The organism is Gallalistipes aquisgranensis (genome assembly GCF_014982715.1).
GTDB lineage: Bacteria > Bacteroidota > Bacteroidia > Bacteroidales > Rikenellaceae > Gallalistipes > Gallalistipes aquisgranensis.
The window spans coordinates 195,234-222,047 of sequence record NZ_JADCJY010000002.1 but is presented as its reverse complement, the minus strand read 5'-3'; the positions used below and the strand labels follow the sequence as shown (position 1 = coordinate 222,047).

General features: G+C 57.7%; 14 protein-coding genes. 8 read left to right on the top strand and 6 right to left on the bottom strand.

From position 1 onward, the window contains the following. The first annotated feature begins 2 nt into the window (after positions 1-2). The 3 genes from INF32_RS10255 (at position 3) to INF32_RS10245 (ending at position 3,548) form a co-directional block, all read left to right on the top strand. Positions 3-1,190: a sodium ion-translocating decarboxylase subunit beta gene (locus tag INF32_RS10255; protein WP_226388308.1), complete on the top strand. Its 1,188-nt coding sequence runs from the start codon at positions 3-5 to the stop codon at positions 1,188-1,190. Positions 1,191-1,423: 233 nt separating this feature from the next. After that, positions 1,424-2,731, top strand: a complete 1,308-nt coding sequence (gene ffh, locus INF32_RS10250) for a signal recognition particle protein (protein ID WP_226388307.1) — start codon at positions 1,424-1,426, stop codon at positions 2,729-2,731. A gap of 25 nt (positions 2,732-2,756) precedes the next feature. After that, positions 2,757-3,548: an alpha/beta hydrolase family protein gene (locus tag INF32_RS10245; protein WP_226388306.1), complete on the top strand. Its 792-nt coding sequence runs from the start codon at positions 2,757-2,759 to the stop codon at positions 3,546-3,548. Positions 3,549-3,655: 107 nt separating this feature from the next. On the opposite strand, the gene nifJ is transcribed toward INF32_RS10245, so the two are convergent. Then, positions 3,656-7,201, bottom strand: a complete 3,546-nt coding sequence (gene nifJ / locus INF32_RS10240) for a pyruvate:ferredoxin (flavodoxin) oxidoreductase (protein WP_226388305.1) — start codon at positions 7,199-7,201, stop codon at positions 3,656-3,658. Between the two features lie 245 nt (positions 7,202-7,446). On the opposite strand from nifJ, the gene mtgA reads away from it, so the two are divergent. From mtgA to INF32_RS10215, 5 genes are all read left to right on the top strand, one after another. Further along, a complete protein-coding gene (gene mtgA, locus INF32_RS10235; protein ID WP_226388304.1) occupies positions 7,447-8,172 on the top strand; it encodes a monofunctional biosynthetic peptidoglycan transglycosylase in 726 nt (241 codons plus the stop codon). After that, on the top strand, positions 8,169-9,443 hold the full coding sequence (locus INF32_RS10230; protein WP_226388303.1) for a M16 family metallopeptidase: 1,275 nt from the start codon (positions 8,169-8,171) through the stop codon (positions 9,441-9,443). The genes mtgA and INF32_RS10230 overlap by 4 nt, the downstream gene beginning before the upstream one ends. After that, positions 9,440-10,771 (top strand): M16 family metallopeptidase, encoded by a 1,332-nt coding sequence (locus tag INF32_RS10225; protein ID WP_226388302.1) that lies wholly within the window; start codon positions 9,440-9,442, stop codon positions 10,769-10,771. Before INF32_RS10230 ends, INF32_RS10225 begins: the two co-directional genes overlap by 4 nt. A 140-nt stretch (positions 10,772-10,911) precedes the next feature. Continuing rightward, entirely contained in the window at positions 10,912-13,629 is a 2,718-nt protein-coding gene (locus tag INF32_RS10220) for a TonB-dependent receptor plug domain-containing protein (protein ID WP_226388301.1), read from the top strand. A gap of 96 nt (positions 13,630-13,725) precedes the next feature. After that, on the top strand, positions 13,726-14,817 hold the full coding sequence (locus INF32_RS10215; RefSeq protein ID WP_226388300.1) for a lysylphosphatidylglycerol synthase transmembrane domain-containing protein: 1,092 nt from the start codon (positions 13,726-13,728) through the stop codon (positions 14,815-14,817). Between the two features lie 69 nt (positions 14,818-14,886). Here INF32_RS10215 and recJ read toward each other — a convergent pair whose 3' ends face one another. From recJ to rpoB, 5 genes are all read right to left on the bottom strand, one after another. Continuing rightward, positions 14,887-16,653, bottom strand: a complete 1,767-nt coding sequence (gene recJ / locus INF32_RS10210) for a single-stranded-DNA-specific exonuclease RecJ (protein WP_226388299.1) — start codon at positions 16,651-16,653, stop codon at positions 14,887-14,889. Continuing rightward, on the bottom strand, positions 16,556-17,377 hold the full coding sequence (lipB, locus tag INF32_RS10205) for a lipoyl(octanoyl) transferase LipB (protein ID WP_226388298.1): 822 nt from the start codon (positions 17,375-17,377) through the stop codon (positions 16,556-16,558). Before lipB ends, recJ begins: the two co-directional genes overlap by 98 nt. Positions 17,378-17,384: 7 nt before the next feature. Further along, positions 17,385-18,266, bottom strand: a complete 882-nt coding sequence (gene lipA, locus INF32_RS10200) for a lipoyl synthase (protein ID WP_226388297.1) — start codon at positions 18,264-18,266, stop codon at positions 17,385-17,387. Positions 18,267-18,518: 252 nt separating this feature from the next. After that, the gene (gene rpoC / locus INF32_RS10195; RefSeq protein WP_226388296.1) at positions 18,519-22,775 is read right to left on the bottom strand and encodes a DNA-directed RNA polymerase subunit beta'; all 4,257 of its coding nucleotides are present in this window, start codon (positions 22,773-22,775) and stop codon (positions 18,519-18,521) included. A gap of 27 nt (positions 22,776-22,802) precedes the next feature. Next, positions 22,803-26,621, bottom strand: a complete 3,819-nt coding sequence (gene rpoB / locus INF32_RS10190) for a DNA-directed RNA polymerase subunit beta (RefSeq protein ID WP_226388295.1) — start codon at positions 26,619-26,621, stop codon at positions 22,803-22,805. Positions 26,622-26,814 lie beyond the last annotated feature (193 nt).

Here is a 26,814-nt window from a genome sequence, read left to right as displayed (position 1 = left end):
ATATGTTGGCAGAAGCAGCAAATCCGGGATTCTTCTCTTTCCTGGGGGATAATCTTCAGCAGTTCTATACTTTCACGGGTTTCGCCAACCTGACGTGGGGCCATCTGGTCATGATCGTGATCGGTATGATCTTCATCTATCTGGCGATCGCCAAACACTTCGAACCGATGCTGCTGGTTCCGATCGGGTTCGGTATCATCGTGGGAAATATCCCGTTCTTTCCCGGCATGGAGGTGGGCATCTATGAAGAGGGTTCGGTGCTCAACTACCTCTATTTCGGGGTGGTGAAAGGGGTGTATCCTCCGCTGATATTCCTCGGAATCGGTGCGATGACCGACTTCTCGGCCCTGATTTCCAATCCTAAACTGATGTTGGTGGGCGCTGCTGCGCAGTTCGGCATTTTCGCTGCCTACATGGCGGTGCTCGGATTGGGAGCGCTGGGTTTCGACTATACGGCAGCTGAGGCCGGGGCTATCGGTATCATCGGCGGTGCGGACGGTCCCACGGCCATCTTCCTGTCGAGCCGGCTGGCTCCCGACCTGATGGGTGCCATTGCTATTTCGGCGTATTCGTACATGGCGCTCGTGCCTTTGATCCAGCCGCCCGTGATGCGCCTGCTGACCACCCAGAAAGAGCGCGTGATCCATATGAAGCCGCCCCGTCAGATTTCGCAGACCGAAAAAATCCTCTTTCCGATTATCGGACTGCTCTTCACGGCTTTCCTGGTGCCTTCGGCTTTGCCCCTGCTGGGTATGCTGTTCTTCGGGAACCTGCTCAAGGAGTGCGGCGTGACGAAACGTCTGGCCAATACGGCCAGCGGCCCGATGATCGACATCGTGACGATTCTGATCGGTCTGACGGTGGGTGCCTCCACCCAGGCGACCACCTTCCTGACCTTGAAATCGGTCGGTACGTTCGCTATCGGCGCCTGTGCCTTCTTCATCGCTACGGCTTCGGGCGTGCTGTTCGTGAAGTTCATGAACCTCTTCCTGAAGGAGGGAAACAAGATCAATCCGCTGATCGGCAATGCGGGTGTTTCGGCCGTACCGCTGGCCGCACGCGTGTCGCAGGATATGGGTATCAAGTACGACAAGACCAATTACCTGTTGATGCACGCCATGGGGCCCAATGTGGCCGGTGTGATCGGAAGTGCCGTGGCGGCCGGTGTGCTGCTCAGCTTCCTGGGATAGACGGACGGAGAGATACGGAATACGGAAAGCGGCTTCGGAAAGAGGCCGCTTTTCGTATGCAGGAAAGAAGCCTTTGAAAATCGGCTCGGAAAGCCTGCATCCCGGAACTATTTCGTATATTTGCGACGGGTTCGCGCATCCTGTGCCGCAGGGCGGTTTCGTGTCCCGGCGTGCGTTCTTGACTTGCACGCGAAATTGATTATATTTGTGGAAAGAATTGAAAATCCGAAACGATGTTTGAGAATTTAACCGATAAACTGGAGCGTTCCTTTAAGATTCTGAAGGGCGAGGGGCGTATCACCGAGATCAACGTGGCCGAAACGCTGAAGGAGATTCGCCGGGCGTTGATCGACGCCGACGTCAACTATAAGGTGGCCAAATCGTTCACCGACGAAGTGAAACAGAAGGCGTTGGGGGCCGATGTGTTGAAAGCCGTAAAGCCCGGTCAGATGATGACCAAGATCGTCCGGGACGAATTGGCCCGGTTGATGGGAGGAACGATGACCGATATCCGGCTGGAGGGAAGTCCCGCCGTGGTGTTGATCGCCGGTCTGCAAGGTTCCGGTAAGACGACCTTTTCCGGGAAACTGGCCAATCTGATCAAAAGCAAGAAGGGACGCGGCGTGTTGCTCGTGGCCGGTGACGTTTACCGTCCGGCCGCCATCGAGCAGCTGAAGGTGCTCGGGAGCCAGATCGGTGTGGAGGTTTACACGGAGGAGGGGAACCGGAATCCGGTGCAGATCGCCGAGAACGCCATCAGGTATGCCCGTAGCAAGGGACTCAATACGGTGATCGTCGATACGGCCGGACGTCTGGCCGTGGACGAGGAGATGATGCAGGAGATCACGGCGATCAAGCAGGCGGTCCGGCCGAGCGAGACCCTTTTCGTCGTGGATGCCATGACGGGGCAGGATGCGGTGAATACGGCCCGTGAATTCAATGACCGTCTTGATTTCGACGGCGTGGTGCTGACCAAGCTCGACGGCGATACACGGGGCGGTGCGGCCATTTCGATCCGTGCGGTGGTTAACAAACCGTTGAAATTCATCTCTTCGGGTGAGAAGATGGATGCTTTGCAGGTGTTCCACCCGGAACGTATGGCCGACCGGATTCTCGGTATGGGTGACATCGTTTCGCTGGTAGAGCGGGCGCAGGAGCAGTACGACGAGGATGAGGCCCGCAAACTGAAAAAGAAGATCATCAAGGATCAGTTCAATTTCAACGATTTCCTTACCCAGATCGGACAGATCAAGAAGATGGGCAATCTGAAGGATCTGGCTTCGATGATTCCGGGCGTGGGCAAGGCGCTCAAGAATGTGGAGATCAGCGACGACGTCTTCAAGCAGACCGAGTCGATCATCTTTTCGATGACTCCGGCCGAGCGGGAAAATCCTTCGTTGATCAATACCAGCCGTAAGAATCGGATCGCCAAGGGCAGCGGGGTGACGATCGTGGAGGTGAACCGCCTGCTCAAGCAGTTCGAAGACACGCGCAAGATGATGAAAGCCGTGGCCGCAGGAGGAAAACCCCGGTTGAGATAACGTATGCGTATATGAAAATCAGCGTATGAAGCGGTCGTTCATTCTTTTCCTCTTCTGTATCGCCCTTCCTGTCGCGGTGTCCGCCGTCGGGGAGGAACGGGGTGGCCTGACGATCGGGGAAGCCCGGCAGATGGCGTGGATTTTCGATTCGGTGCCCGGACCTTACCGGGGTGTAATGATTTCGTTCCACGGTCTGAATAATACCAGGCTCCGTGAGGCCCCTTCCTCGGAAGAGAAGATGTTGGCGGAGAAGGGATATTTGATCGTTTATCCTTATTGTGGACCCTGGCACTGGATGAACCGGCAGGCCCGGGAGATGGTAGACGGGATTGTGGATGCCGTTTATGAAGCCTACGGGATTCCCGATTCGATCCCGTTGGTCACGACGGGCGGCAGCATGGGAGGTTTTTGCGCCATTCTGTACACCCGTTATGCACGGCGCCCGGTCAGCGCCTGTGTGGCGAACTGTCCCGTGACGGATATCAAATATCACTTTACCGAACGCCCCGATCTGCCCCGGACTTTCCGGTGTGCCTATTGGGGATATGGCAACACGTTCGAGGAGAGCATGACCGAGCATAACCCGATGGATCAGGTTCGGGAGATTCCCGATATTCCTTTCTTTATCATGCAGACTTCGGGCGACCGGTCGGTCAGCAAGGTGCATCATGCGGACCGGTTCGTGAAGGCGATGCGCGAAAGCGGACATCGTCATGTCATCTATAAGGAGATCGAAGGCGGAAGGCATTGCGGGCCGATTCCTGCCGGAATACGGCAGGAGAAGATGGATTTCCTGTTTCGCGTATTGGAACGATAAAATTTCGGGTGTGGATGCCGAATATCCATTGTGCCTGATGTAAAAAGGAGGACGTCCGCATTGCGGACGTCCTCCTTTTTGTACGGAATTCGAATTCCGGGAGACTACTACTCTTTGTCGTAACTCATTTTAGCCAGACGCTGGTAGGTTTCGTAACGCCATTTTGCATTTTCCTCGGCTGCGGCGAACAGTTCCTGTGCCTCTGCCGGGAAGGCTTTGAGCAATGACGTATAGCGAACCTCCTTGTTCAGGAAGGCCTGGAACTTGCTCCAATCGGGCTCTTTCGAGTCGTACTTGAAGGGGTTCTTGCCTTCGGCTTCCAGCTGCGGGTTGTAACGCCACAGGTGCCAGTATCCGCACTCAACAGCCTCCTTGCCGACGGTCTGCGTGCGGGTCATGCCGCCCTTGATACCGTGATTGATACAGGGAGCGTATGCGATGATGAGCGATGGGCCCGGATAGGCCTCGGCCTCTTTCAGCACCTGGAACAACTGGTTCTGGCTGCCGCCGATCGAAACCTGTGCCACATAAACGTAACCGTAGGTCATGGCGATGGCGCCGATATCCTTCTTGCGGATCCGTTTACCGGCCGAAGCGAATTTGGCCACGGCACCCACGGGGGTGGCTTTCGACGACTGTCCGCCGGTGTTGGAGTAAACCTCGGTGTCGACGATCAGAATGTTGACGTCCTGACCCGAAGCCAGTACGTGGTCCACACCGCCGAAGCCGATGTCGTAACCCCAACCGTCGCCGCCGATGATCCACTGCGACTTCTTCACGAAATATTGTTTCAGATCGAGCAGTTCCTTGCAGGTCTTGCATCCGCAGGCCTCCATCATCGGGATCAGCTTGGCACTGGCGGCAGCGCTCAGGGCGCTGTTGTCCTTGCCTTCCAGCCATTCGCCCATGGCGGCTTTCAGTTCGGCCGAGCACTCGGAGCAGTTCTCGATGGCATATTTCATCTTCTCGGCTACGCGGTCGCGCAGTTTCTCGACACCGATGTGCATACCCAGACCGAACTCGGCGTTGTCCTCGAACAGCGAGTTGGCCCATGCGGGACCCTGACCCTGAGCATTGGTGCAGTAGGGGGTCGAAGGAGCGGAACCGCTGTAAATCGAGGTACATCCCGTGGCGTTGGCTACCATCATGCGGTCGCCGAAGAGCTGGGTGATGGCCTTGATATAGGGCGTTTCGCCACAACCGGCGCAGGCTCCCGAGAATTCGAACAGGGGCTGTGCGAACTGAAGGTTTTTCACGGTCTTGGTCTTGTCCACCACGGTGTCCTTGTAACCCACCTTGTAGTTGAGGTATTCCCAGCGAACCTCCTCCTTGAGCTGCGATTCGAGCGGCTGCATTTTCAGCGCCTTGGTCGGGGCCGGGCAGACGTCCACGCAGTTGCTGCAACCCGTACAGTCGAGCGGGCTCACCTGGATGCGGAACTTGTACTCCTTGGTGGGGCCTACGCCCTGCTTGCAGGTAGTGCCTTCGGGTGCGGCGGCGGCCTCCTCCTCGGTCATAAGGAACGGACGGATGGCTGCGTGGGGGCAGACGTAGGCACACTGGTTACACTGGATACAGTTGTCCACGAGCCACTCCGGCACGTTCACGGCGATACCCCGTTTTTCGTATTGGGCGGTGCCGTTCTCCCACGTTCCGTCTTCGCGGCCGTTGAAGGCGCTCACGGGCAGGTCGTCGCCCTTGAGGGCGTTGATCGGCTCCACGATCTTGGTCACGAATTCCGTGGCGCGGGGATTGTGGAAACCTTCCATCGGCTTGTCCTCGAGGCTGGCCCATTCGGCAGGAACCTCTACCTTGATCACTTCGGCTCCGCCCTTGTCCACGGCGGCGTAGTTCATGTTCACGATGTCCTCGCCTTTCTTGCCGTAGGATTTGTAGATGGCTTTCTTCATCTCCTCGACGGCTTTGTCGAAGGGAATCACATTGGCGATCTTGAAGAAGGCCGACTGCATGATGGTGTTGGTGCGGTTGCCCAGACCCAGCTCTGCGGCGATCTTCGTGGCGTTGATGATATAGAAGTTGATCTGGTTTTCGGCCAGGTATTTCTTCATGTGGTCGGGCAGCGAAGCCTTGGTCGTCTCGGCATCGTGCACGCTGTTCAGCAGGAACGAACCGCCCTTCTTGAGACCTTTCAGTACGTCGTACTTGTCAACGTACGAGGGAACGTGGCAGGCCACGAAGTCGGGGGTGGTCACCAGATAGGGCGACGTGATGGGCTGGTCGCCGAAACGCAGGTGCGAAGAGGTGTAACCGCCCGATTTCTTCGAGTCGTACGAGAAATAGGCCTGGCAGTATTTATCGGTCGAACCGCCGATGATCTTGATCGAGTTTTTGTTGGCACCCACCGTACCGTCGGCACCCAGACCGAAGAAGAGAGCCTCGAACGTGCCGGGTTTGGCCAGCGAAATCTCCTGGCCGACGGGCAGCGACTTGAAGGTCACGTCATCGGTGATGCCGACCGTGAACTGGTTCTTCGGCTCATTGGCACGCAGGTTGGCGAATACGGCCAGCATCTGGGCCGGAGTGGTGTCTTTCGACGAAAGACCGTAACGGCCGCCGATGACCAGCGGAGCGTTTTTCTGTCCGTACAGAACGTCTTTCACGTCCAGGTAAAGCGGATCGCCGTTGGCTCCCGGTTCCTTGGTGCGGTCGAGTACGCAGATGCGTTTCACGCTGGCGGGCAGCACGTCGAGGAAATATTTGGCCGAGAACGGACGGTAGAGGTGTACGGTAATCAGACCCACCTTGTCGCCCTGTGCGTTCAGATAGTCGATCGTCTCCTTGATCGTCTCCGTAACGGAGCCCATGGCGATGACGATGTTTTCCGCATCGGGGGCCCCGTAATAGGTAAAGGGCTTGTAGGTGCGTCCGGTGATCTTGCTGATCTCCTTCATTGCCTCGGCGACCATGTCGGGCACGGCGTCGTAGAATTTGTTGGCAGCCTCGCGGGTCTGGAAATAGATGTCGGGATTCTGGGCCGTACCGCGCGTAACGGGGTGTTCGGGGTTCAGTGCACGGGCACGGAACTCGGCCAGCGCTTTTTTGTCGAGCAGGCCTTCGAGCACCTCCTGGTCCATCAGTTCGATCTTCTGGATCTCGTGGGAGGTCCGGAAACCGTCGAAGAAGTGCAGGAACGGAACGCGGGACTTGATGGCGACCAGGTGGGCGACGCCGGCCAGGTCCATCACTTCCTGAACGGAACTGGTGGCCAACATGGCGAATCCGGTCTGGCGGGTGGCCATGACGTCCTGGTGGTCGCCGAAGATGGAGAGCGACTGTGCGGCCAGTGCGCGCGCCGATACGTGGAACACGCCCGGGAGCAGCTCGCCCGAAATCTTGTACATGTTGGGGATCATCAGCAGCAGACCCTGCGATGCGGTGAAGGTCGTGGTCAGCGCACCCGACTGCAGCGAACCGTGAACGGCTCCTGCGGCACCTGCCTCCGACTGCATTTCGACCACCTTGACGGTCTCGCCGAAGATGTTCTTGCGACCGCCGGCCGCCCATTCGTCCACGTATTCGGCCATCGTGGACGACGGTGTGATGGGGTAAATAGCAGCTACCTCGCTGAACATGTAGGCGATGTGGGCTGCGGCGTAGTTACCGTCACACGTAATGAATTTTTTCTGTCCCATCTTAATTTTTAGAATAAGATTTGCTTTTATTGAGTTGCGTTTTTACGATAATTTACCGATAGCACTCTCCGGTACGATATTCGCGGATACGTACCTGCGACCGCAAAGATAGCGTTTTTTCCTGTAATTTTCCTATCCCTGGAGGGATAATTTCGGGCCCGGCCGGCGGGAAACGCTCTTTTTTGCGGAAATTCGGTTAAATTTGCAACGGAATTTTCAGCCCGGCTGCGGTCCGGGAATTGCCGATGAAGTATCTGGGACGCATAGTGGTCTATTTCACGCTCTTTTTTCTCTCCTTTTCGGTGAGTTATGTGCTGATGCTGCGGCTGGTGCCGGTCACTTTCACCCCGCTGAAGATCATCAGGCTGTTCGAAAACGCGTCCGACGAAGGAGTCCGGATCGACTCGCGCTGGCGGCCGCTCCACCGGATCAACATGTCAATGGTCAAGGCGGTGATGGCTTCCGAAGACAATAATTTTCTGATCCATCACGGATTCGACTGGGAGGCGATCGACAAGGCGCTGGAACACAACCGCCGCAAGGACCGTAAGAGGAAGCTGGGAGCCAGCACGATCAGTCAGCAGACGGCCAAGAATGTCTTCTGCTATCCCGACCGGACATGGCTGCGCAAGGGGGTTGAGGGGTGGTTCACCGTGCTGATCGAACTGTTCTGGAACAAACAGAGGATCGTGGAGGTCTACCTGAACGTGATCGAGACCCATCCGAACGTGTACGGAGTGGAGGCGGCAGCCCGGCGTTTTTTCGACAAGGAGGCCGAGCATCTGAACAACTACGATGCGGCGATGATCGCCACGGTCCTGCCCAATCCCCGGCGTATGAATCTGGCGGCTCCGTCCGCCTACATGGTGCGGCGGTCGGCGGCCATCCGGTCGCTGATGAGGAAACTGCCGCCCGTGGATTTCGAGCATCCGGTCGATCCGTCCGCTCCGAAAAAGAGACAGAAACGATGATAACCTACGAAAGACATACGCTCGCCAACGGGCTTACGGTGCTGGCCCACCGGGAGAAGTTTTCCCGGATGGCCGCCGTCAACATGCTCTACCGGGTGGGGGCCCGCGATGAAGATCCGCACCGCACGGGGTTCGCCCACCTGTTCGAGCACCTGATGTTCCGGGGAACGGGGCAGGTGCCCGACTTCGACGTGCCGGTCCAGATGGCCAGCGGGGAGAACAACGCCTTTACCAACAACGACTACACGGATTATTACATCACGCTTCCGGTGGACAACACGGAGACCGCCCTGTGGCTGGAATCCGACCGGATGACGGGACTTGCAATCGACCGGAAGAATCTGGAGGCGGAAAAGAAAGTGGTGATCGAGGAGTACAAGCAGCGTTATCTGAACCAGCCTTACGGTGATCTCTGGCTGTTGCTGCGGGCGCTCGCGTTCAAGGAGCATCCCTACCGGTGGGCGACCATCGGGCTCACGCCGGAACACATCGCGGGGGCGACGCTCCGGGAGGTCAGGGAGTTCTATCGCCGTTTTTACAATCCTTCGAATGCGATTCTTTCGGTGGCGGCCGATCTCGATCCGGAACGGGTCTTCGCATTGGCCGAAAAGTGGTTCGGTCCCCTTCCCGACGTGTCGTATCCGAAGCCGGAGATTCCGCAGGAACCGCTCCAGACCGTTTCCCGCAGGCTGGAGGTGGTAAGGGATGTGCCGGCCACGGTGGTGACGGTCGCTTTCAGGATGTGCGGCCGTACGGGGAAGGATTTCTATCCGTTGGACATGATTTCCGATCTGCTGGCCGGGGGAACGTCCTCGCGGCTGTACCGTCGACTGGTGCAGGAAGGACGGCTGTTCGCCAGCGCCAATGCCTACGTGACGGGAGACGTGGACCCCGGACTTTTCGTGGTGACGGGCAATCTGTTGCCCGGAGTGGAGCCGGAGGCGGCCGAAGCGGCCCTGTGGGAGCAGTTGGAGTCGCTGAAACGGGAACCCGTCGGGGCGGCAGAGGCGGAGAAGGTGAAGAACAAGTTCGAGGCGAACACCACCTTCGGCGAGATCAATGTGATGAACAAGGCGATGAACCTCGGGTTTTACGAAATGCTGGGCGACCTGCCGCTGATCAACCGGGAGGTGGAGATATACCGGTCGCTCACCCCGGAGCGGCTGATGGAGTGTGCTGCGGAGGTGTTCGTGCCGGAATGCAGTTCGACGCTCGTTTACCGGGCGTCCGGCGACGGGGTGCCCGCGGATGCGAAAACGGAAACGGAATGAAAGGAAAAGAGAATACGACGGGGGCCGGACGTCCGGTGCCTCCTGCGATCGTGACGCCCGGCCGGGCCGAGATGCCGCCGGTTTGCGAAGACGTGCTGGACAACGGCGTGCGGCTCTATATGGTCGATATTCCCGGACAGGAGGTGGTCCGCGTCAGCTTCGTGTTCCGGGCGGGAACCTCGTTGCAGGAGGTGCCCTTCTCCGCTTCGGCGGCGGTGAATCTGCTCAGCGAGGGATCGCGCAGGTCTACGGCGGCACAGATCGCCGAACGGCTCGACTTTTACGGCTCCTATTACGAAGTGAGCACCGACCGGGATTATGCCGTGGTGACTTTCTGTTCGCTTTCGCGTTTCTTCGCGGAGACGATGGAGGTCGCAGAGGAGATCCTGCTGGCTCCGGAGTTCCCGCAGGACGAAGTGCGGACATATTGTTCCAAACAGAAACAGCGTCTTGCTGTGGAGCGGACGAAGGTGGCTTTCCAGGCACGGGAGCTCTTTTCCCGGACGCTGTTCGGGGCGGAACATCCGTACGGGGTATCTTCGCCGGCCGAACGGTACGATACGCTCGGAAGGGACGACCTGATCCGCTTTTACCGCAGGTACTACACGGGGAGGAACTGTTTTGCGGTAGCCAGCGGCGACGTGAATCCCGATGCCCGGCGGCGGATCGCCGCGCTGGCCGGAAAACTGCCGGCGGGGGATGCGGCCGGGCTTTCCGGAATGGCGGAACCCGTCTCTCTCCGCTATGCTTTCGGCAGCCATCCGGGAGCCCTGCAATCGGCCCTGCGGGTGGGTACACGCCTGTTTCCCCGGACCCATCCCGATTTCATCCCGATGCAGGTGGTGACCACCGTTCTGGGCGGCTATTTCGGTTCGAGGCTGGTGCGCAACCTGCGGGAGGAGCGGGGATATACCTACGGGGTCTTCGCGGGTATGGTCAACCTGGAGTACGAAGGATATATGGCGATAGCGACCGAAGTGGCCGCAGCGGCTGCGGAGGACGCCGTGGATCAGATATTCCGCGAAATGGAGCGGCTTCGGAACGAAGCGGTGGAGGAACGGGAACTGCAGATGGTAAAGAACATCGTGGCCGGAGAGGTGATGCGGATTCTTGACGGTCCGTTCGGAATTGCGGACGTCACTATTGAAAATGTGCAGAACGGGACGGACAACGGCTACATCGGCCGTTTTCTGGAGCGGGTGCGCAGCACGACGCCCGAAGAGGTGTTGGCCACGGCCCGCAAATATTTGGTTCCGGAGCGTTTTACGACCGTGGTCGTCGGGGATGCCGACCCCTCCCGCGCCGGAAAGGCGTGGGGGCGTTCGTAGCGAGGGGAGGCGGATGCCGGTTCACCTGCTGAATCGGGCGTTTTGCCTGAAATTGTTCGGTGGCGGATGGACATTTTTGCCGGAAAATGTTTACATTGCAGTTAAATTTAAACGACTGTGCCGACAAAACCCTCTGCCCTATGAAAACATCCGTCCGGTTCCTGTTGCTCTGTGCCCTGTTTTTCGGTGTCCTTGCCGTGCAGGCACGTCCTCCGAAGGCTTCCCGTGCCGCGGCGAAACCGTCGGCGAAAGAGATTCCGGCCGATACGGCGGTCTCCGAAGCTCCGGAGAGTTTCGGACAGCGCGTTTTCGACGGATTCATGAAATTCTATGGACGGGGGGTGTCGGAGAAACTCTATCTGCAGACCGACAAACCCTATTACAGCGCCGGAGAGAATATCTGGTTCAAGGGATTTCTGGTGAACGCCATTACGCTGACCCCCACTTCGGCTTCCAGGTACATCTATGTGGAGCTGATCGACCGACGCGATTCGCTCGTCCAGCGTGTGAAGATCAAGGCGGACGAGTGGGGATTCCACAACTGTCTGAAACTGTCGCCCGACCTCCCGTGGGGCGATTACTGTCTGAGGGCTTATACACAGTGGATGCAGAACGACGGACCCGATTATTTTTTCGAGCGCAACATACGGATCGTCAATCCGATCGACGATGCCGTCAATCTCGCCGTGGACTACGGATGGACGGCCGACAGTCTGGTCGAGGTACGGTGCCGGCTGACCAACAGCGCGCTCGACCCGTTGGCCGGGCAGCGGCTCGTTTACAGCACCTGTTTCGGGGGTCGGGAACGGAATTACAATCAGAGGACGGACGACCGGGGGGAGTTCCGCATCTCGTTCGCCCCGCCCGCCGACAGTCTGGAAAATTCGATCCGTTTCGTCATAGACGAACCCGACCGCCATTTCGACCGGACGGTCTACCTTCCTGCGTTCAGCGATGATTTCGATGTGCAGTTCTTCCCGGAAGGAGGGCATCTGATTCCGGGTCCGGCGCAACTCGTGGCCTTCAAGGCGATCGGAAGCAACGGACTGGGTGTCGGGGTGAAAGGACGACTTCTCTCCGAGGAGGGCGAGGAGATCGCGGAACTGGAGTCCGAGCATCTCGGGATGGGCCGGTTCAACATATTGGCCCAGCAGGGGAAGAGGTATTATGCCGAGCTTACTTCGGAGGGCGGGAAGACCAAGCGGTTCGAACTGCCACCCGTGGCCGCTTCGGGATGCTCCCTTCGGGTCGCGCAGATGCGGGGCCGGTTGCTGTATCAGGTTTATGCGACTCCGGACGTGGACCTGTCACGGTTGGGACTGATCGTACATTCGAGGGGGAAGATCATGGTGGCGCTGGATCGCGTCGGCGGTGAAGGAGCCAAGGCGATCGGTACGGAACAGTTACCGGAAGGCATCACGCATTTCGCACTGGTGGACAAGGTGACGGGTGCCCCCGTCTCCGAACGGCTGGTATTCGTCCGCAAGAGGGGAGCCGCGGCTGCCGTGACCGCGGACAAACCGGACTATTACAAACGGGAGCGGGTCGAGCTGAAACTGAAAGTGACCGACAGCCAGGGAAATCCGGCCGTAGGAACGTTCGCTCTTTCGGTGACGGACCGTCATGCCGTGGTGCAGGATTCGACACAGGAGAATATCCTTTCGGGCCTCTTGCTCTCTTCCGATCTGAAAGGGTATGTCGAGAGTCCCGGATGGTATTTTCGGAACGATGCACCTGAAACGCTGCGGTGTCTCGATCTGCTGATGCTGACGCAGGGGTGGACGCGGTTCTCCCTGCCGGAGATACTGAAAGGGGATCTGCCTCCGAAACGTTTTGCGGTGGAGGAGAGCCAGTCCATTTCGGGTTCCATCACGGGATTTTTCGGCGGAGCCGCCAAACGTCCTTCCATTCTGATCTTTTCGCCGACCACGCGTTATCTGGAAGTGTTCCAGCTGGAGGGAAGCAACCGTTTCAATATGTCGGGACTGGATTTCGCCGACAGCACGTCGTTCATCCTGCAGGCGATGAACAAGTCGGGCGGTACCCGTTCGGTCTCCCTGAACATTCGTCCGGAGGTGTTTCCCTCCCGACAGGTCCATATTCCCCGGCCGTTGGTGGGCCGGAGCGAAAGTGCGCTTCCCGAAGCGTTCCTGAACCAGTCCAAGGAGCGCTATTATTACGAAGGGGGGATGCGGGTGATCGACATGCGCGAGGTCGTGGTCACCACGCAGCGCCGGGAGAACAAGAATCTTCTCTACAACGTGAGCCCCACCCGTTCCATACCGCAGGATGTGATCGACCGTTATGTGGGGCAGGACATCTATGCCGTGCTGCAGACCCTTCCGGGAGTGCGTGTGATAGGACATGACATATCCGTGAGGAACAGTACCGATCCTCCGTTGGTCTATATCGACGAAATGGCCGTGGAGCCGGAATCGCTCGATGCGGTCAACATGGCGGACGTGCAGTCGGTCGATCTGGTGGCCGGGCCGGAGGCCGCCATCTTCGGACTCGGGGCTTCGGGCGGCGTGATTCTCATTTCGCTCAAGGACGGGGCCTCGGTCTCTTCGTCGGTATCGGCGCTCCCTTCGCTGGCGAAGGTGCAGCATTTGGGATACAAAAAACCGGAACAGTTCTATCAGCCCAAATATGAAGTGGCTGAAGTGCGCGAGAGCCGGACGCCCGACCTGCGTACCACGATCTGCTGGGACCCCCGGATCAAAACCGATTCCACCGGTGTCGCCACGGTGTCGTTTTACACGGCCGACCGGCCGTCGACCTACGACGTCACACTGGAAGGCGTGACGCAGGAGGGTGAGTTGTGCCGCAGGGTCGTTTCTCTCGAACGTCGGAAGTAGCGCCGGAACGAAGGAGAGTCCGGACGAAAGAGACTGCCTTCCCGGATTGCAGTCTGGCATAAAAATTATATCTTTGGAGGTCAAAAACCTTCCGGTGTGAGATCCTCCGAAAAATCCGCACGCGTACGGCCTCCGCAGGGCAGCCCGCTCGGCAAGATCCGATTGAGCAATGCGCTCTATCCGGTCCTCATCGGACTGGCCGTGGTGGCTTATATGTTCTACCGGGATTTCGATCCCGCCGTTTTCCGGGACATTCGCGTGACGGGTTGGACCGTTTTCTGGCTGGCGGTCGCCGTGCTGTTTATTATGGGACGCGATGCGGGCTACATGATCCGTATCCGGGTGCTGAGCGGCGGACATCTCTCCTGGCGGCAGGCGTTCCGGATCATCATGCTTTGGGAGTTTACCTCGGCCATCACCCCGTCGGCCGTTGGGGGAACCAGTGTGGCGGTCATCTACGTACACAAGGAGGGGATCAGCGTGGGGCGCAGCTCGGCTATCGTGATGCTGACCTCTTTTCTGGACGAAGTCTATTTCATCGTGATGTTTCCTCTGCTGATGGCGGTCGTGGGATTCGACAATCTGTTCGACATCGTGGCCGGAGGCGGAGTGGTGACCAAAGGGCTCGTCACGTTTGCGCTGGTCGGGTATTTTCTGAAATTCGGGTACGTGCTGCTGCTTTCCTACGGGCTTTTCTTCAATCCGCAGGGACTCAAGTGGCTGCTCATGCGGATATTCCGGCTCCGGTGGCTGCGCCGCTGGTACCGGGCCGCCTATCACGTGGGCGAGGATATCGTGCTCAGCTCCTACGAAATCCGGCGTTACGGATTCCGTTTCTGGCTGAAAAGCGGACTGGCCACCTTTCTCTCCTGGAGCTCCCGTTATCTGGTGGCCAACGCCCTCGTCATGGCCTTTTTCTCGGTGAGCGACCAGTTCCTGCTCTTCGCCCGCCAGCTGGTCATGTGGATCATGATGCTTGTGATGCCCACGCCGGGAGGGAGCGGATTCGCCGAGTACGTCTTTACGAACTATTGCAGCGACCTGATTGCCGTTCCGGCCGCCCTGCAACTGGGTGCGGCCACACTGATCGCCGTGTTGTGGCGGCTGGTGACCTACTATCCCTATCTGGTTGCCGGGGCGATCATATTTCCCCGCTGGCTGAAACGTAATTTTTCGAAAGGAAAGTGATACGGACATAAACCGAAAGCGGCCGGAATAAGTTCCGGCCGCTTTCGTATGCGATAGGGTGACGGATTCTCAATGCCAGTCTACGGTCTTGATGTCCTTGATCCGGAGTTGGGGGGTTACGGTGCCCCGGTAGTGGTTTTCCACCACGCAGTAGCAGACATCGACCGGTTTTCCGCTGCGAATCCATTCGTAATGGGTCGGTTGCTGGAAGGCGATCGCCCCGATCGTGGTGTTGGGCTTTTCACCCTGCATCAGGTCCATGCGCAGGTGTTCGCATTCGGCGCCTACGAGACGGGCATCGCCGCGGTTGCTGACCCCTTTGGTGACGAACACGGGGGCCGTGTTGCCCGGGCCGAAGGGCTGGAAACGGCACAGGTCGCGCCGGAAAGTCGGCGTGATGTCGCTGAAGAGCAGCGGTGCGTCGATCTCCACCTGCGGAATCAGCATCTGCGGGTCGATGTGTTCTTCGACATAGGCGTTGAAGCGGCGGGTGAACTCTTCCACATTTTCCGGTTTCATCGTCAGTCCGGCAGCATACATGTGTCCCCCGAAATTCTCCAGCAGGTCGGCACAGGACTCCACGGCCTGGTAGAGGTCGAAACCGGGTACGCTGCGGGCCGAGCCCGTGGCGAATCCGTTGCTTTTGGTCAGCACGACGGTGGGACGGTAGTAGGTCTCGATCAGCCGCGAGGCGACGATGCCTACGATGCCCTTCATCCATCCCGGATTGTAGATCACCGTGCTTTTGAGCTTTTTCAGATGGGGATTGCTCTCGATGTAGTCGTGTGCCTGCTGGGTGATCGACCGGTCGATGTTTTTACGGTCCTGGTTGCAGGTGTCGATGAAACTGCCGAACTCCTCGGCCATGTTCTCATCCCGTTCGATCAGCATTTTCACTGCGGAATGGCCGCCCGAGGGGACCGGGTGTTCGCCGTCGGACTCGACTTCCATCCGGCCGGCCGCATTGATCCGGGGGCCGATCTTGAAGACGATGTCGTCGATGGTGATGGTGTGGGTATCCAGTCCGCAGATTTTGATGATCGAATGGAGCCCTTTACCCGGTTTGGTGTTGAGGCGTTCCAGTCCGTAGTGAGCCAGAATGCGGTTCTCGCCGGTAAGAGGCACGATGTCCGAGGCGATGCTCACGACGACCAGGTCGAGCAGTCGTTCCACTTCCGAAAAGGGTAGTCCCTTGTACAGGCAGTATCCCTGCATCATTTTGAAACCTACTCCGCATCCCGAAAGTTCCTTGAACGGATAGGGGCAGTCGGCCCGTTTGGGGTCGAGCACGGCTACCGCTTCAGGGATCTTCTCGCCCGGAAGGTGGTGATCGCAGATGATGAAATCAATCCCTTTTTCGGCGGCATAGGCGACTTTTTCGACGGCTTTGATTCCGCAGTCGAGCGTGATGATGAGCGACACGCCCTTGCGGTGGGCCAGGTCGATCCCCTTGACCGAAATACCGTACCCTTCGGTGTAGCGGTCGGGGATATAGAACATCAGATCGGTATGGCCCAGCCGGCGCAGGAAACTGTAAACGAGTGCTACCGCCGTGGTTCCGTCCACGTCGTAGTCTCCGTACACCATGATCTTCTCATGGTGTTCCACAGCCTGCGCAATGCGTTCCACGGCCCGGTCCATATCCTTCATCAGGAACGGATCGTGCAGGTCCTCCAACCGGGGGTTGAAAAACCGCTGAGCCTCGTCCAAAGTCTCTATGCCACGCTGAACCAACAGGTTAGCGAGCACGGGTGCGATCCCCAGCGCAGCGCTCATCTGAGCCACCTTCCGGGGGTCCCCCTGCTCCTTCATAACCCAACGTTTTGCTATTGGCATACTCGTTATTATTTATTATTTTTATATTTATAATCTTCTCAAAATGACGGACGAAAGAGGCTTTGACCTCTTTCATCTCCACCTTGTGGCCCAGCTCCTTTTCCAGGGAGGTGACTCCCCGGTCGGTGAACCCGCAGGGATTGATGTATCCGAAATAATCCAGCTGCGTGTTGACATTCAGGGCAAACCCGTGCATGGTCACGAAACGGGAACTGCGTACGCCGATCGCACATATTTTGCGCAGCGGACCTCCGGTTGCCGGCTCCGTTCCCTCCTGCGGGACTGCGTCTCCGAGCCATACGCCCGTAGCTCCCGCGACTCTTCCTCCGTGCACGCCGAAATCGGCGATCGTGTCGATCACGCACTGTTCGAGCGCGTGCACATACTCTTTCAGCCCCAGATTCAGCCTTTGCAGGTCCAGAATCGGGTAACCGACCAGTTGGCCGGGACCGTGATAGGTGATGTCGCCGCCCCGGTCGATCCGGAACAGTTCGGCCCCTATGCGGGCGAGGAATGTCTCGTTCACGAGCAGGTTCTCCGCGTGCCCGCTTTTACCCAACGTATAGACGTGGGGATGTTCGCACAGGAGCAGGCGTGCCGATTGCGAAATGGCACTTCCCGGAACGCTTTTGGCGGCGATCAGGGCTTCAAAGAACTTCTGCTGGAGTTCCCAGCACTCTTTGTATCCGACCAGGCCCAGATCTGTATGGATAACGGATTCCACGGGCCTCTTATTTTAGTTTTCCGCAACGCAGCGCCTCTTCCGCCAGGTAGGAGGAACGCACGAGCGGAGCGCTGGCCACGTAGCCGAAGCCCCGTGCGAGCGCCTGTTCGCGGTAATATTCGAATTTTTCGGGAGTGACGTATTCCGCCACCGGTACATGGGTCAGCGTCGGCCGCAGGTACTGTCCGAGCGTGACGATGCGGCAGCCGGCAGCGGCCAGATCGTCCAGTGTTTCCAGAATCTCCTTTTCGGTTTCGCCCAGCCCGAGCATCAGTCCGCTTTTGGTAAGAGCCCCGCAGGAAGCCATATAGGTGAGTGTCTTCATGCTGGTGGCATAGGTGGCACGACTGCGTACGGCAGGGGTGATCCTCCGGACGGTTTCGATGTTGTGTCCTGCGATATCGGGACGTGCCTCCAATACGATGTCCAGCAGCTCCTCTTTTGCGTCCAGATCGGGAATGAGGACTTCCACGGTGGTTTCCGGATTCATCGCTCGGACAGCCCGGATCACGGCGGCCCAATGGGAGGCTCCGCCGTCGGGCAGGTCGTCGCGTGTCACGGAGGTAATAACGGCATGACGCAACCCCATCAGACGGATGGAGTCGGCAACCCGTTCGGGTTCTCGGCTGTCGATCGGTAACGGTTTCCCTCCCTGTGTGGCACAGAATTTACAATGTCTGGTACAAATGTCGCCCAGAATCATCAACGTGGCCGTACGCCGGCTCCAGCACTCGGCTTTATTGGGACACATTCCGCTGCTGCAAATGGTATGCAGCGCATGTTTTTCGACGATTCGCGCTACGTCGGCAAACGAGTCGTTTCCGTGGAGCCGGATTTTGAGCCAGGAGGGTTTTTTCGGAGTCGTTACCTTGTCATAGGCATCAGGCATTTCTGGTTTATTATTTTCCAATTGATACAAAAGTAATAAATTTTTTCAGCATTGCCTACAGCCTTTTTCCATAATGGCGCTCCGTTTCGGAGGTCGGAGTGAAAAACTCCGCCGCGGATACCCTCTGAGCCGCCTGAGCGTGCGGTGGATTCCGATTTTTTCCCGAAATTTTTTTCTCTTTTTTATTTTCCTGTCATGGGGGAATAAAAAAAGCCCCGGAATATTCCGGGGCTTTTGTCGGGTACGACGGAACTATCGTTTGGCCGTCAGACTGTTGTATTCGTCGAGCGACCCCACTACGAGGTTGTCGTAGTCGCGGATACCGGTTCCTGCCGGAATCAGGTGACCGCAGATGACGTTCTCCTTCAGTTTTTCCAGCGGGTCTACCTTGCCGTAAATCGCGGCCTCGTTCAGCACTTTGGTCGTCTCCTGGAACGAAGCGGCCGACATGAAACTGCTGGTCTGCAGGGCAGCACGGGTGATACCCTGCAACACCTGATTCGACGTGGCGGGAATGATGTCGCGCACCTCGACCGGTTTCATATCCTTGCGCTTGAGCACGGAGTTCTCGTCGCGGAGTTTGCGTACCGAGATGATCTGTCCCGGCTGGACATTCTGCGAATCGCCCGCATCGGTTACGACCACCTTGTCGTAAAGTTCGTCGTTCACTTCCATGAACTCCCACTTGTCCACGATCTGCTCTTCGAGGAAACGCGTGTCGCCCGGGTCCTGAATCTGTACCTTGTTCATCATCTGGCGTACGATCACCTCGAAATGCTTGTCGTTGATCTTCACGCCCTGCATACGGTACACTTCCTGTACCTCGTTCACGATGTACTCCTGTACTTTCGTAGGACCCTGGATGGCCAGAATGTCGCTCGGAGTGATCGCCCCGTCCGACAGGGGCATACCCGCACGGACATAGTCGTTCTCCTGGACCAGAATCTGACGCGACAGGGGCACCAGATAGCGTTTGATGTCGCCGCCTTTGGATGTGACGATGATCTCGCGGTTACCGCGTTTGATCTTGCCGAACGAGATTTCGCCGTCGATCTCGGAAACGATGGCGGGATTCGACGGATTGCGGGCCTCGAACAACTCCGTAACTCGGGGGAGACCTCCCGTGATATCGCCTGCCTTACCGATGGCGCGCGGGATCTTGATCAGCACGTCTCCGGCCTTGATTTTGGCATTCTCCTTCACCACGATGTGGGCGCTTACGGGCAGGTTGTACTGCTTCTGCTCCTCGCCGCTCTTGTCGAGGATCTTGATGACGGGGTTCTTGGTCTTGTCTCTCGACTCGATGATCACCTTTTCGCGCAGGCCGGTCTGTTCGTCGGCCTCTTCGCGGTAGGTGACGCCCTCGATGATATTCTCGAAGCTGATCTTACCTTCGTATTCGGAGATGATTACGGCGTTGTAGGGGTCCCATTCGCAGACGCGGTCGCCTTTTTTCACCATATCGCCGTCGTGCATGAAGAGCACGGCGCCATAAGGAAGCGCATGCGTATAGAGGGTGATGCCCGTGTTGACGTCCACGATGCGGAGTTCCGACAGGCGGCTGATAACCACTTCGACCTCTTCGCCCGCGTCGTTCTTGCTCTTTACCACACGGAGCTCGTCGATTTCCAGACGGCCGTCGTAGCGTGAAACCACGCTGTTGTCCACAGCCACGCCGCCGGCCACACCGCCGACGTGGAACGTACGCAGGGTCAGCTGGGTACCGGGTTCGCCGATACTCTGGGCGGCGATGACGCCGACCACCTCTCCTTTCTGTACCATGCGGCCCGTCGCCAGGTTGCGTCCGTAACACTTGGCGCATACGCCCTTGCGGGATTCGCAGGTGAGCACCGAACGGATCTCGACCTGTTCCACCGGCGATTTTTCGATGGCTTCGGCGATGTCTTCCGTGATCTCTTCGCCCGCGTGGACCATCACCTCGCCCGTGAGCGGATGCACCACGTCCTGCAGAGCTACCCGGCCGAGGATGCGCTCGTAGAGCGTCTGCACCACATCTTCGTTCCGTTTGATGGCCGTAGCCGTCAGACCGCGCAGCGTGCCGCAATCCTCCTCGTTGATGATCACGTCCTGAGCCACGTCCACCAGACGGCGGGTCAGATAACCGGCGTCGGCAGTTTTCAGCGCGGTGTCGGCCAGACCCTTGCGGGCACCGTGGGTAGAGATGAAGTACTCCAGCACGGAGAGGCCCTCCTTGAAGTTCGAGAGGATCGGGTTCTCGATGACCTGACCTCCCTCGGCTCCCGATTTCTGAGGCTTGGCCATCAGACCTCGCATACCGGAAAGCTGACGGATCTGCTCTTTCGAACCGCGGGCTCCCGAGTCCAGCATCATGTAAACGGGATTGAATCCGTCCTGATCGGCGATCAGGTGGTCGAGCACCGTTTTGGTCAGTTTCGAATTGATATTGGTCCAGATGTCGATGATCTGGTTATAACGTTCGTTGTTGGTGATCAGACCGGCGTTGTAGCTCTCCATCACCTCGTCCACCCGTTCGTATCCCTCGTGAACCAGCGACTCCTTTTCTTCGGGGATCAGCACGGCGTCCAGGTTGAACGACAGACCGCCCTGGAAGGCCATCCGGTAGCCCAGGTTCTTGATGTCGTCCAGGAAGTCGGCCGCCTTGTCGGCTCCGGCCTTCTTCATCACCAGACCGATGATGTCGCGCAGCGACTTTTTCGTCAGCAGCGTGTTGATATAGCCTACTTCCTTCGGTACCACCTGGTTGAAAAGGATTCGGCCTACGGTCGTTTCGATCAGTTCGCGTTTCAGCGTTCCATCCTCGGCTACGGCGTTGTCCACCATCACCTTCACTTTGGCGTGCAGGTCGGCGCGTTTTTCGTTGTAGGCGATGATCGCCTCCTCTGCGCCGTAAAACACCTGTCCTTCACCCTTGACCCCCTTCTTGGGCTTGGTGATGTAGTAGAGTCCGAGCACCATGTCCTGCGAAGGAACGGTAATGGGGGCGCCGTTGGCGGGGTTGAGAATGTTGTGCGAACCGAGCATCAGCAACTGGGCTTCCAGAATGGCGGCGTTTCCGAGCGGAAGGTGCACGGCCATCTGGTCGCCGTCGAAGTCGGCGTTGAATGCCGTACAGGCCAGCGGGTGCAGCTGCAGTGCCTTGCCCTCGATCAGCTTGGGCTGGAAGGCCTGGATGCCGAGACGGTGCAGCGTCGGGGCACGGTTCATCAGCACGGGATGTCCTTTGATGACGTTCTCCAGAATATCCCAGATCACGGGGTCCTTGCGGTCTATGATCTTCTTGGCCGACTTGACAGTCTTGACGATGCCCCTTTCGATCAGCTTGCGGATCACGAACGGCTTGTAGAGTTCGGCCGCCATATCTTTGGGAATACCCATTTCGTGCATCCTCAGTTCGGGACCCACGACGATTACCGAACGGGCCGAGTAGTCGACACGTTTACCGAGCAGGTTCTGGCGGAAACGTCCCTGTTTACCCTTGAGCGAGTCGCTCAGCGACTTGAGCGGGCGGTTGCTTTCCGTCTTTACGGCGTTGCTCTTGCGCGAGTTGTCGAAGAGCGAATCGACAGCCTCCTGCAGCATACGTTTCTCGTTGCGCAGGATCACCTCCGGAGCCTTGATCTCGATCAGCCGTTTCAGACGGTTGTTGCGGATGATGACCCGGCGGTAGAGGTCGTTCAGGTCGCTCGTGGCGAAACGGCCTCCGTCCAGCGGCACTAGCGGCCGCAGTTCGGGTGGGATCACGGGGATCACCTTCAGCACCATCCACTCCGGTTTGTTGATCTCTTTCGAGGAACGGAACGCCTCGACGATGTGCAGGCGCTTCAGTGCCTCCGATTTACGCTGCTGCGAGGTCTCGGTGTTGGCCTTGTGACGCAACTGATAGGAGAGTGCGTCCAAGTCGAGTTTCTGGAGCAGGGTGTAGATCGCTTCGGCTCCCATCTGGGCGATGAACTTGTTGGGATCGCTGTCGTCCAACTGGGCATTCCCTTTGGGAAGGGATGCCAGCACGTCCAGATACTCTTTTTCCGCAAGCAGATCCAGGTCGTTCACCCCGCTGGCAGCGGCGGCTCCCGCCTGTACCACGATATAGCGTTCGTAGTAGATGATCGCCTCGAGTTTTTTGCTCGGTATCCCCAACAGATAGCCGATTTTCGAGGGAAGCGAACGGAAATACCAGATGTGGACCACCGGAACCACCAGCGAGATATGTCCCATCCGCTCGCGGCGCACCTTTTTCTCGGTCACCTCCACACCGCACCGGTCGCAGACGATCCCCTTGTAACGGATACGTTTGTATTTTCCGCAATGGCATTCGTAATCCTTCACAGGCCCGAAGATCCGCTCGCAGAAGAGGCCGTCCCGTTCGGGCTTGTAGGTACGGTAGTTGATCGTCTCGGGCTTCAGCACCTCACCGCTCGAATTTTCCAGAATCTCCTCGGGAGATGCCAGTCCGATCGATATTTTGTTGAAGCTGACGTTCGCCTTGTTATCTTTCTTGAATGACATATACTTTACTGTTTATTTTTTCAAACTTTAGTCCAACTTCACGCTGATGGCCAGACCCCGCAGTTCGTGCAGCAGCACGTTGAGCGACTCGGGAATGCCCGGCGTGGGAAGGTTGTCTCCCTTGACGATCGCCTCATACGCCTTGGCGCGTCCCATCACGTCGTCGGACTTGATGGTCAGGATCTCCTGCAGGATGTTGGCGGCGCCGAAGGCTTCCAGCGCCCACACCTCCATCTCTCCGAAACGCTGGCCTCCGAACTGGGCCTTACCGCCCAGAGGCTGCTGCGTGATGAGCGAGTAGGGACCGATCGAACGGGCGTGCATCTTGTCGTCGATCATGTGGCCCAGTTTCAGCATGTAGATCACGCCCACCGTAGCCGGCTGGTCGAACATTTCGCCCGTGCCGCCGTCGTAGAGGTAGGTGCGGCCGCTGCGCGGTACGCCCGCCTTGGCCGTGTATTCGTTGATCTCGTCCAGCGTGGCACCGTCGAAAATCGGGGTGGCGAACTTCAGACCCAATTCCTTGCCGGCCCATCCGAGCACGGTTTCGTAAATCTGTCCCAGGTTCATACGCGAAGGTACGCCCAGCGGGTTCAGCACGATGTCCACGATCGTTCCGTCTTCGAGGAACGGCATGTCCTCATCCCGGACGATCTTGGCCACGATACCTTTGTTACCGTGGCGGCCGGCCATCTTGTCACCCACTTTCAGCTTGCGCTTCTTGGCGATGTAGACCTTGGCCAGCTGGATGATGCCTGCCGGAAGTTCGTCCCCGTTGGTGATGTTGTATTTTTCACGTTTGACGTGCGCGTCGAACTCCTTGAATTTGATCGTGTAGTTGTTCACGGCCTGCTCGATGAGCATGTCGGTGTGCGCGTCTCCCGTCCACTTCTCGGTGCTGAGGTTCATGTAGTCGATGTCGGCGAGCATCTTCTGGGTGAACTTGGCTCCTTTCGGTACCAGCTCCACGCCGAAGTAGTCCTTGATGCCGACGGTCGTCTTGTCCTTGAGCAGCGTCCACAGTTTCTCGACCAGACGGTCCTTGAGCTGGGTCGTGTCGGCGACGAACTGGGCATCCAGCTTCTCCAGCTGGGCCTTTTCGGCCTGCTTGCCTTTCTTCGAGTCCTTATTGGCACGGCTGAACAGTTTCTTGTCGATCACCACGCCGTAGAGCGACGGCTGCGCTTTCAGCGAAGCGTCCTTCACGTCGCCCGCCTTGTCGCCGAAAATGGCCCGGAGCAGTTTCTCCTCGGGCGAAGGATCGCTCTCTCCCTTCGGCGTGATCTTGCCGATCAGGATGTCGCCCGGTTTGACGTTGGCTCCGATGCGGATGATACCATTCTCGTCCAGATCCTTCGTGGCGTCTTCGCTCACGTTGGGAATGTCCGAAGTGAGCTCTTCCACACCGCGTTTGGTGTCGCGCACCTCCATGATGTATTCGTCCACATGTACCGAGGTGAAAATATCCTCGCGTACGATGCGCTCCGAGATCACGATGGCATCCTCGAAGTTGTATCCTTTCCAGGGCATGAAGGCCACCTTCAGGTTGCGGCCGATGGCCAGTTCCCCGTTCTGGGTCGAATAGCCTTCGGTCATGATCTGTCCCTTGACCACTTTGTCGCCCGTCATGACGATGGGCTTCAGCGTCACGGAGGTGTTCTGGTTGGTCTTGCGGTAACGCGGCAACTTGTAAACCGTCACTTCCGGATCGAAGCTCACCAGAATTTCGTCCGGAGTCCGTTCGTATTTGACATGGATTTCGCTTGCGTCGGCGAATACCACTTCGCCGTCGCGTTCGGCCACGATCTGAATCCGGCTGTCGCTGATCATATCCTTTTCCAGACCGGTTCCCACGATCGGTGCTTCGCACGTGATCAGGGGCACGGCCTGACGCATCATGTTCGATCCCATCAGGGCCCGGTTGGCGTCGTCGTGTTCGAGGAAGGGGATCAGACTGGCGGCGATCGAAGCGATCTGATTCGGTGCCACGTCCATCAGGTTCACCTCCTTGTCCGTTACCACGGGGAAGTCTCCTTCCGACCGGGCCTTGATGCGGTCCGGTTCGAGGAAATGGCCCTCGTCATCCAGCGGCGCGTTGGCCTGTGCGATGATCAGTCCCTCCTCCTCTTCGGCGCTCAGGTAGGAGATGCCTTTGTCCGTCAGGTCCACTTTCCCCTCCGTCACTTTCCGGTAGGGCGTTTCGATGAATCCCATGTCGCTCACTTTCGCAAAGACGCAGAGCGAAGAGATCAGACCGATGTTCGGACCTTCGGGAGTCTCGATCGGGCAGAGACGGCCGTAATGGGTATAGTGTACGTCCCGCACCTCGAAACCGGCCCGTTCGCGCGAAAGACCGCCGGGACCCAGAGCCGACAGACGGCGTTTGTGCGTCATTTCGGCCAGCGGGTTGGTCTGGTCCATGAACTGCGAAAGCTGGTTGGTCCCGAAGAACGAGTTGATGACGCTCGAAAGCGTCTTGGCGTTGATCAGATCTACCGGGGTGAAGACCTCGTTGTCACGCACGTTCATCCGCTCGCGGATAGTGCGGGCCATGCGGACGAAGCCCACGCTGAACTGGTTCGACAACTGTTCGCCCACCGTGCGGACACGGCGGTTGCTCAGGTGGTCGATGTCGTCCACGTCGGTCTTGGAGTTGATCAGCGAAATCAGGTACTTGATGATTGCGATGATATCCTCCTTGGTCAGAATCCGCACCGAAGGGTCGATGTCCAACCCCAGTTTCTTGTTGATGCGGAAACGGCCCACGTCGCCCAGGTCATACCGCTTGTCCGAGAAGAACAGCTTCTCGATCACGTCGCGGGCTGTGGCCTCGTCGGGCGGCTCGGAGTTGCGCAGCTGGCGGTAGATATATACCACGGCCTCTTTTTCCGAGTTGCAGGGGTCTTTCTGCAGGGTATTGTATACGATGGAGTAATCGACGCCGCTCTGGTTGTCCTTATGCAGGAGAATACTTTTGGCGCCGCTCTCGATGATGTCGTCGATATGCTCTTCCGTGAGTTCGGTCTCGCGGTCGATAATCACTTCATTACGTTCGATGGATACCACTTCGCCGGTGTCCTCGTCCACGAAATCCTCCACCCACGTTTTCAGGACACGTGCGGCGAGTTTTCTGCCAACCGCCTTTTTCAGGGTGGATTTGCTCACCTTCACTTCATCGGCCAGGTCGAATATCTCCAGAATCTGACGGTCGCTCTCGAAACAGATGGCACGGAGGAGAGTGGTTACCGGCAGTTTCTTTTTCCGGTCGATATAGGCGTACATCACGTTATTGATGTCCGTGGCGAATTCGATCCAGGAGCCTTTGAACGGAATGATACGGGCCGAATAGAGTTTCGTTCCGTTGGTGTGCATGCTCTGTCCGAAAAATACGCCGGGCGAGCGGTGTAGCTGGGATACGATCACGCGTTCCGCTCCGTTGATGACGAAGGTTCCGCGGGGAGTCATGTAGGGAATCGTCCCGAAATAGACGTCCTGCACCACGGTGTCGAAATCCTCGTGCTCCGAATCCGTACAGTAGAGCTTGAGTTTGGCTTTCAGTGGTACGCTATAGGTGAGTCCGCGTTCCAGACACTCTTCGATCGAGTAACGGGGCGGATCGATGTAATAATCTATAAATTCCAGAACGAAATTGTTCCGTGTATCGGTAATGGGGAAATTTTCCATGAACACCTTGTAGAGGCCTTCGTTCTTGCGGTTTTCGGCGGTGGTGTCTAACTGGAAAAAATCTTGAAATGATTTCAACTGTATCTCCAGGAAATCAGGATAGTGCATCCTGTTTTTTACTGAAGAGAAGTTAATTCTTTGATTATTCGCTTTTTGGGACATCGTATCCTGAGATTAAAGTTGAAGTGGCGGAAAAGCGTCCGGATTTCGCAATTCGGTTCGTCTTCCGAAGATAAAACCTTGCTGAGGCAAGGTTGCGGGGGGAGGAAAGTTCAGGAAAGGGCGGAAGTAAGGGCCGGAAGCTGGACTTTTCTTAAATACTGCAATTCGATAAACGAAGAAAAGGCATAGAGCT